Here is an 8,216-nt window from a genome sequence, read left to right on the forward strand (position 1 = left end):
GCGTCGTGCTGCTCTGCGGACCCCGGGGGCGGGCCGCCGCCGAGCTGCTGCCCGGCGTCGACGAGCTGGTCGAGTGCGCCTTGCCGTGGATCGACGCGGAACCGGGACCGGTCGACCGGGCGGGGATCGACGCCCTGGTGGCCCGGCTCGCCGCCACCGGCGCCGACGAGGCGGTGGTGTTCACCTCGTTCCACCAGTCGCCGCTGCCGCTGGCGCTGATCCTGCGGATGGCCGGGGTGGGCCGGGTCGCGGCGATCAGCGACGACTATCCCGGCTCCCTGCTGGACGTCCGGCACCGGGTGCCGGCGGGCATCCCGGAGGCGGAACGGGCCCTGTCGTTGGCCGCGGCGGCCGGCTTCGCCCTGCCGCCCGGGGACGACCAGCGGCTCCGGCTGCGACCGGTGGCGGCGGCCGGGGACACCCGGGGCGGTACGCGGCCGGCCGGGGAACTGCCGGACGAACCGGGGTACGTGGTGGTGCACCCCGGGTCGTCGGTCGCCGCCCGGGCCTGCCCGCCACAGCTCTGCGCCGGGATCGTCGCCGCGCTGCGGGCCGACGGGCACCGGGTGGTGGTCACCGGCGGACCGGCCGAGACCGCGCTGACCGGCCAGGTCGCGGTGGCCGGGGCGGTCGACCTCGGCGGCCGGACCAGCCTGGCCGGGCTGGCCGACGTGATCAGCCGGGCCGGTTGCCTGGTCGTGGGGAACACCGGTCCGGCGCACCTGGCCGCCGCGCTGGGCGTACCGGTGGTGAGTCTCTTCGCGCCGACCGTGCCGTTCGGCCAGTGGGCGCCCTACCGGGTACCCGTGGTCCGGCTCGGGGACCCGACCGCCGACTGCCGGAACACCCGGGTGACCCGGTGCCCCCTGCCGGGTCACCCCTGCCTCTCCGGCGTCGACCCGGCCGACGTGGTGGCGGCGGTCCGCCTCCTCAGCCGGCCGGCGCCGCCGCCGGACCGTGCCGGTACGCACCGTCCGGTGCCGGCCCTGGCCGGTGGGGGGAGCGGCCGGTGAACATCCTCCTCTGGCACGTCCACGGCTCGTGGACCACGTCTTTCGTGCACGGCCGGCACCGCTACCTGGTGCCGGTCACCCCGGACCGGGGCCCGTACGGCCTGGGCCGGGCCCGCACCTACCGCTGGCCGGACAGCGTGGTCGAGGTACGCCCGGAGGAGCTGTCCCGGGCCGACGTGGACGTGGTGCTGCTGCAACGGCCGGAGGAGTACGACCTGGCCTGCGAGTGGCTGGGCCGGCGGGTCGGCCGCAACCTGCCGGTGATCTTCGTGGAGCACAACACACCGAAGGGGGACGTGCCCAACAGCCGCCACCCGATGGCCGACCGGGACGACGTCCTGATCGTCCACGTCACGCACTTCAACCAGCTCTTCTGGGACACCGGCAGCACCCGCACCACGGTCGTCGAGCACGGGGTGGTCGCGCCGGCCACCCGGTACACCGGGGAACTGGAGCGCCTGGCCGTGGTGATCAACGAACCGGTTCGCCGCTGGCGGGTCACCGGCACCGACCTGCTGCCCCGGTTCGCCGGGATCGCGCCGCTGGACGTCTTCGGTATGGGGGTGGCCGGGCTCGCCGACCGGCTCGGGCTGCCCGCCGACCGGCTCACCAGCTACGACGACCTGCCCCAGGAACGGATGCAGGCGGAGATCGGCCGACGGCGGGCGTACCTGCACCTGTGCCGGTGGACCTCCCTCGGGCTGAGCCTGATCGAGGCGATGACGATCGGCATGCCGGTCGTGGTGCTGGCCACCACGGAGGCGGTGGCCGCCGTACCGCCGGACGCCGGGGTGCTCGCCACCCGTACCGACACCCTGCTCGACGCCGCCCGTGACCTGATCGCCGACCCGGACCTGGCGCACCGGTTGGGCGCCGGGGCACGCACCGTCGCCCGTACCCGCTACGGCCTGGACCGGTTCCTCGCCGACTGGGACCGACTGCTGGAGGAGGAGCTATGCGGATCGCGATGATCTCGGAGCACGCCAGTCCGCTGGCCGTGCTGGGCGGCGAGGACGCCGGCGGGCAGAACACCCACGTCGCGGAGCTCTCCACCGCCCTCGCCGGGGCCGGCCACGACGTGCGGGTCTACACCCGACGGGACAGCCTCGGACTACCCCCGACGGTACGGGCCGGCGCGGGGGTGACGGTGGTGCACGTACCGGCCGGGCCCCCCGAACCCGTGCCGAAGGACAGCCTGCTGCCGTACATGCCGGAGTTCAGCCGGGTCCTGGTCGGGCAGTGGCAGACCGGTGACTGGGTGCCCGAGGTGGTGCACGCGCACTTCTGGATGAGCGGGCTGGCCGGCATCACCGCCGGCCGGCAACTGGGCCTGCCGGTGGTGCTCACCTACCACGCGCTCGGCACCGTCAAGCGCCGCCACCAGGGCAGCCAGGACACCAGCCCGGCCCCCCGGGTCGGCTACGAACGGGCCCTCGGCCGGACCGTGGACCGGATCGTCGCGCAGAGCCAGGACGAGGTCCGGGAACTGGTCCGGATGGGCATCTCCCGGGAGCAGATGACGGTCGTCCCGTCCGGGGTCAACCTGGCCACCTTCGCGCCGCTCGGCCCGGCCGCGCCCCGTACCGAGGGGCGGGCCCGGATCCTCTCGGTGGGCCGGCTGGTCGAACGCAAGGGCTTCCAGGACCTGATCCGGGCGATGCGGCTGGTACCCGACGCGGAGTGCGTGATCGTCGGCGGGCCACCCGCCGGTCTGGTGGACGACGACCCGCAGGCCCGCCGGCTGCTCGACCTGGCCGGGGAGTGCGGTGTCGACGACCGGGTCCGGTTGGTCGGGGCGGTACCCCGGGAGGAGATGCCGCAGTGGTACCGGTCCGCCGACGTGGTGGTGGCCACCCCCTGGTACGAGCCGTTCGGGCTGACCCCGCTGGAGGCGATGGCCTGCGGGGTGCCGGTGATCGGCAGCGCCGTCGGCGGGATCACCGACACCGTCGTCGACGGCGTGACCGGTGATCTCGTCCCGCCCCGCGACCCGCAGACCCTCGGCCGCACGGTCCGTCGGCTGCTCGACGACCGGATCCGGCGGTTCGGGTACGCCACCGCCGCGCTGGAGCGGGCCCGGCAGCACTACTCCTGGCAACGTACCGCCGAGCAGCTCACCGCGGTCTACGCCGCCGTCGGCGCGGTCCGTCGACCGACTCGGGCGGTGGCCTGATGACCGGTCCCGAGGTGGTACCCGGTGCCGCCGACCTGCTCGACCGGCACCTGGCCGGGCTGACCGCCGCCCTGCCGGCGTACCGGCGCAGCGCCCGGCTGCTCGCCCGGTGGGGGAACCAGTTGGCCCGCCGGCTGGTCGGGGGTGGGCGGCTGCTGGTGGCCGGGAACGGCGGGAGCGCGGCCGAGGCGCAGCATCTCGCCGCCGAACTGGTCGGCCGGCTCCGGGACGACCGGGAGCCCTTCTCGGCCATCGCGTTGACCGCGGAGACCTCCTCGCTGACCGCGATCGGCAACGACTACGGCTTCGAGGAACTGTTCGCCCGGCAGGTACGCGCACACGGCCGGCCCGGGGACATCCTGCTGCTGCTGTCCACCAGTGGGCGCAGCGCGAACCTGGTGGCGGCGGCGGTCGCCGGCCGGGAGGTCGGGATGCGCTGCTGGGCGCTCACCGGACCGGCCCCCAACCCGCTGGCCACGGTCTGCGCCGAGGCGCTGGCCGTGCCGTCGGCGGACCCGCAGGTCGTCCAGGAACTGCACCTGGTCTCCGCGCACGTGCTCTGCGAACACGTCGACCTGACGCTGCCGGTACTGGCCGGGGCGTCGGCCGCCGGCCGGACGGCGGTGTCGGCGGGTGACGACCGGGCCGCGTCGGCGTCCACGGTTCGGCCACCGGCGTCGACCGGCCCGCCCACCGGGGCACCCGGTCCGGCCGGTGTCCGACCGGCACCGGCCGGGCACACCCGGTCCGGTCCGGTCCGTACCGGGGTCGAGGTGGTGGTCGACGGGTCCGCCGGGTCCGGGGTCGAGGACTGACACGACGACGCAGGAGGTGCCGTGAGGGGACCGCTGGTGGTGCTCGGTGACACGCTGCTCGACCGGGACGTGGAGGGCCTGGTCAACCGGCTCTGCCCGGACTCCCCGGTGCCGGTGCTCGACGAGACGGTGCACGTCGACCGGCCCGGCGGTGCCGGTCTCGCCGCCCTCTTCGCCGCCACCGACGGCACCGAGGTGGCGTTGGTGACGGCGCTCGCCGACGACGCCGGTGGCGCGCGGCTCAGCAGCCTGCTCACCGCCGCCGGGGTCCAGGTGTTCGCGCTGCCGCTGGCCGGCACCACCCCGGAGAAGATCCGGCTGCGGGCCGGTGGCCGGGTACTGCTGCGCCACGACCGGGGTGGCGCCGCCGGGCCGCCGGGGGAGCCGAGCGAGGCGGTGCTCCAGCTGATCGCCGGGGCCGCCGCCGTCCTGGTCAGCGACTACGGCCGGGGAGTGGCCGGGCAGCCGGCGCTGCGCGCCGCACTGGCGGCCACCGCCGCGCCCGTGGTGTGGGATCCGCACCCGAGAGGCCCGGTGCCGGTCCCGGGCGTGCACCTGGCCACCCCGAACGAGCCGGAGGTCCGGGCACTGGGCGGCACCGCGCCGGGTGCCTCCCGGCTGGCCACCGCGTCCCGGGGGGCGCAGGAACTGCGGCAGCGGTGGCGGGCCGGCGCGGTCGTGGTGACCCTCGGCGGGGACGGCGCGCTGCTCTGCCACGCCGGCTCCACCCCGCTGGTCGTCCCGGCGCCGACCTGCGCCGAAGGGGACACCTGCGGGGCGGGGGACCGGTTCGCGGCGACCGCCAGCCGGGCGCTGGCCCAGGGGGCGCTGGTCTCCGAGGCGGTGCAGCAGGCGGTGACCGAGGCGTCGGCGTACGTGGCCGGCGGGGGTGTGGCACAGGCGGTGCCGGTACCGGCCACCGCCCCGGCGCCGACCGTGGTCGCCGCCGCCGGGGACCGGGTCGGTGCGGGCGCCGCCGGTGCCGTGGTCGCCGGGGTACGCGCCGCCGGGGGCACCGTGGTGGCCACCGGCGGCTGCTTCGACCTGCTGCACGCCGGGCACGTGGCCACCCTGGAAGCGGCCCGCCGGCTCGGCGACTGCCTGGTGGTCTGTGTCAACTCCGACCGCAGCGTGGCCGCGCTCAAGGGCCCGGACCGCCCGGTCGTCCCGCAGGGGGACCGCAGCCGGCTGCTCGCCGCGCTGGCCTGCGTGGACGCGGTGGTGGTCTTCGACGAGTCCACCCCGCACGCGGTGCTGAGCTGGCTCCGGCCGGACATCTGGGTCAAGGGGGGTGACTACGCCACCGGTACCGGGGACACCTCGGCCCTGCCGGAGGCGGAGATCCTCCAGCGCTGGGGTGGACACACCGTCGTGGTGCCCTACCTCGACGGCCGGTCCACCACCGACATGATCATGGCGGCCCGGTCGACGGACCGGCATCCGGAGGGGGCACCACGATGAACGGGCAGCTGACGGGACGGTCGGTGCTGGTGACCGGTGGTTCCAGCGGACTCGGCGCGGCCGTGGTCACCGCCGTGGCGAAGGCCGGCGGCCGGCCCCTCGTCCTGGACCGGCAGGCCCCCGCCGACGGGGTGCCGTGGCAGGAGTGCGACCTGGCCGACACCCGGGCCGCCGAGGCGGCCACCCGGCACCTCGCCGAACGCCACGGCGGGCTCGACGCCGTCGTCACCGCCGCCGGCATCGACACCCCCGGCCGGCTGGCCGACGTACCGGCCGACACCTGGGAACGGGTGGTGGCCGTGGACCTGCTCGCCACCGCCGCGGTGGTCCGGGCCGCCCTGCCCTGGCTGGAACGCACCCACGGCACGGTGGTCACCGTCGCCTCCACCCTGGGTGTGAAGGCGGTCAGTGACGCCACCGCCTACTGTGCGGCCAAGTTCGGGGTCGTCGGCTTCACCCGGGCGCTCGCCGCCGAACTCGCCGGCACGGTCAACGTCACCCTGCTCGTACCGGGCGGCATGCACACCGCCTTCTTCGACACCCGCGACGCGCAGTACCGGCCCGGACCCGACGCGAAACTCAACGACCCGGCCGACACCGCCGCCGCCGTGCTGTTCGCCCTCACCCAACCACCCGGCTGCGCGGTCCGTGAACTGGTGGTCTGCGCCGAGCAGGAGACGTCGTACCCGTGATCCTCGCGCTGCGGGCCCTCGGCGTCGGTGACCTCGCCACCGCCGTACCCGCGCTGCGTGCCCTGCGCGCCGCCTACCCCCGTCGGGAACTCGTGCTGGCCACCCCCGGCTGGCTCGGCCCACTGGTCGACCTCGTCGGCGGCGTGGACCGGATCGTCCCCACCGACGGCCTCGACCAGCCGATCCCCGTCAGCGGGCGGCCGGAGCTGGCCGTCAACCTGCACGGGCGCGGCCCCCGGTCCCACCGGCGCCTCGCCGCCACCGGACCGGCACGGCTGCTCGCCCACCGCTGCCCGGCGGCCGGTCACCCCGACGGCCCACCGTGGCGGGCCGACGACCACGAGGTCGACCGGTGGTGCCGGCTGCTCGGCTGGTACGGCATCCCGGCCGACCCGACCGACCTGGACCTGACCCGACCCGACCCGGAGCGGACCCCGGCCGGGGTGAGCATCGTGCACCCGGGCAGCAAGGAACCGGCGAAGCGGTGGCCCCCGGACCGGTTCGCGGCCGTGGCCCGGGAGTTGACCGGCCGGGGACACCGCGTCGTGCTGACCGGCTCGGCGGACGAGCGTTCCCTGGCCGGTCGGGTCGCCGCCGCCGCCGGCCTGCCCGAGGCCGCCGTCCTGGCCGGTCGGACCGACGTGGGGGAGCTGGCCGCGCTGGTCGCCCACGCCCGGCTGGTGGTCAGCGGGGACACCGGGGTGGCCCACCTGGCCACCGCCTACCGCACCCCGTCCGTGGTGCTCTTCGGGCCGGTACCACCCGCGCGGTGGGGACCGCCGGCCGACCGGCCCTGGCACCGGGCGCTCTGGGCCGGTGACCGGACGCCCGCGCCGTCCGCCGCCACCGGTCGGCGGTACGACCAGGATTGGCCGAAGATGTCCGGGGTAGAAAGGCCGCCGTACGGCGACGCAGCGGGACCCGGCCACGGGCTGACCGGGCTCGGCGTCGCCGAGGTCCTGACGGCCGTGGACGAGGTGGAACAGGTGGTGCGGAGCACCGGTGCGGTTGAGGCGTAGCGACCCCGCGAAACCCGGTTACGGGCGGCGCCGGCACGGCCGGGGCGTCGTCTTCCTGGACCGCGACGGTACGCCGATCCGTGATCCGGACGAGCTGGCCCGGCTGCGGGACCTGGTCATCCCGCCGGCCTGGCGGGACGTCTGGATCTGTCCCCACCCCGGCGGGCACATCCAGGCCACCGGCACCGACGCCGCCGGTCGGCGGCAGTACCTCTACCACCCGCAGTGGCGGGCCAAGCGGGACGAGGCGAAGTTCGACCACATCCTGGAGGTCGCCGGCCGCCTCCCGGCGCTCCGCGAACGGGTCGACGCCGACCTGGCCAGCCGGGGCCTGACCCGGGAACGGGTCCTGGCCACCGCCACCCGGCTGCTGGACATGGGCATGTTCCGGATCGGCAGCGAGCAGTACGCCGCCGGCGACGATCCGACCTTCGGCGTGGCCACGCTCCGGCCGGACCACACCCGTACCCGGCAGGGCTGCGTGGTGCTGGAGTTCCCCGCCAAAGGCGGCGTCGAGCAGGTCCGGCGGATCTCCGACCCGCAACTCTGCCGGGTGCTGCGCGACCTGCGGCGCCGACGGCGGGCAGCGGAGCGCCTGTTCGGGTACTGGGACGGCCGGCAGTGGCACGACGTGCGCAGCGACGAGGTCAACGAGTACCTGCGCGAGTGCAGCGGCGGCGAGATGACCGCGAAGGACTTCCGTACCTGGCACGCCACCGTCCGGGCGGCGGTCGAACTCGCCTCGGTGGGACCGCAGCGTACCGTCACCGCCCGGCGCCGGACCGTCGCGGCCGTCATGCGGGACGTGGCCGACCTGCTGGGCAACACCCCGACCGTGGCGCGGGCCTCCTACGTCGACCCCCGGGTGGTCGACCTGTACCACGACGGGGTCGTCGTCCCCGCCGACCGGGACACCCCCCGACCGGTGGCGGAACAGGCCGTGCGGGAACTGCTCGCCGACACCTGACCGGCCCCACCACCCGCGATCCTGGGGGGAACGACGGGCGGCGGAGCCGGTCAGGTGTCGGCGAGCAGTTCCCGCA

At 76.0% G+C, this 8,216-nt stretch carries 8 protein-coding genes; all 8 read left to right on the forward strand.

From position 1 onward, the window contains the following. On the forward strand, positions 1-1,013 hold a 1,013-nt coding region (locus GSF22_RS27040), incomplete at its 5' end, for a glycosyltransferase family 9 protein (RefSeq protein WP_208816559.1). Beyond that, positions 1,010-1,984 carry a glycosyltransferase gene (locus GSF22_RS27045; RefSeq protein WP_208816560.1) on the forward strand — a complete coding sequence of 325 codons (975 nt, stop codon included), beginning with the start codon at positions 1,010-1,012 and terminating at the stop codon, positions 1,982-1,984. The genes GSF22_RS27040 and GSF22_RS27045, both read left to right, overlap by 4 nt. Beyond that, entirely contained in the window at positions 1,969-3,186 is a 1,218-nt protein-coding gene (locus GSF22_RS27050) for a glycosyltransferase (RefSeq protein WP_208816561.1), read from the forward strand. The genes GSF22_RS27045 and GSF22_RS27050 overlap by 16 nt, the downstream gene beginning before the upstream one ends. Continuing rightward, on the forward strand, positions 3,186-4,001 hold the full coding sequence (locus GSF22_RS27055) for a D-sedoheptulose-7-phosphate isomerase (protein WP_208816562.1): 816 nt from the start codon (positions 3,186-3,188) through the stop codon (positions 3,999-4,001). The genes GSF22_RS27050 and GSF22_RS27055 overlap by 1 nt, the downstream gene beginning before the upstream one ends. A 21-nt stretch (positions 4,002-4,022) precedes the next feature. Further along, a complete protein-coding gene (locus tag GSF22_RS27060; protein WP_208816563.1) occupies positions 4,023-5,462 on the forward strand; it encodes a PfkB family carbohydrate kinase in 1,440 nt (479 codons plus the stop codon). Continuing rightward, entirely contained in the window at positions 5,459-6,154 is a 696-nt protein-coding gene (locus GSF22_RS27065; RefSeq protein ID WP_208816564.1) for an SDR family oxidoreductase, read from the forward strand. The genes GSF22_RS27060 and GSF22_RS27065 overlap by 4 nt, the downstream gene beginning before the upstream one ends. Next, entirely contained in the window at positions 6,151-7,173 is a 1,023-nt protein-coding gene (locus tag GSF22_RS27070) for a glycosyltransferase family 9 protein (RefSeq protein ID WP_208816565.1), read from the forward strand. The genes GSF22_RS27065 and GSF22_RS27070 overlap by 4 nt, the downstream gene beginning before the upstream one ends. After that, positions 7,157-8,140 carry a DNA topoisomerase IB gene (locus GSF22_RS27075; RefSeq protein ID WP_208816566.1) on the forward strand — a complete coding sequence of 328 codons (984 nt, stop codon included), beginning with the start codon at positions 7,157-7,159 and terminating at the stop codon, positions 8,138-8,140. Before GSF22_RS27070 ends, GSF22_RS27075 begins: the two co-directional genes overlap by 17 nt. The last annotated feature ends 76 nt before the right edge of the window (positions 8,141-8,216 follow it).

This window comes from Micromonospora echinofusca (assembly GCF_017614955.1).
GTDB lineage: Bacteria > Actinomycetota > Actinomycetes > Mycobacteriales > Micromonosporaceae > Micromonospora > Micromonospora echinofusca_A.

Excerpts from the sequence above, each read along its gene's own strand:
- GSF22_RS27050 (WP_208816561.1), top strand. The coding sequence starts at position 1,969 with ATGCGGATCGCGATGATCTCGGAGCACGCCAGTCCGCTGGCCGTGCTG.
- GSF22_RS27055 (WP_208816562.1), top strand. The coding sequence starts at position 3,186 with ATGACCGGTCCCGAGGTGGTACCCGGTGCCGCCGACCTGCTCGACCGG.
- GSF22_RS27065 (WP_208816564.1), top strand. The coding sequence starts at position 5,459 with ATGAACGGGCAGCTGACGGGACGGTCGGTGCTGGTGACCGGTGGTTCC.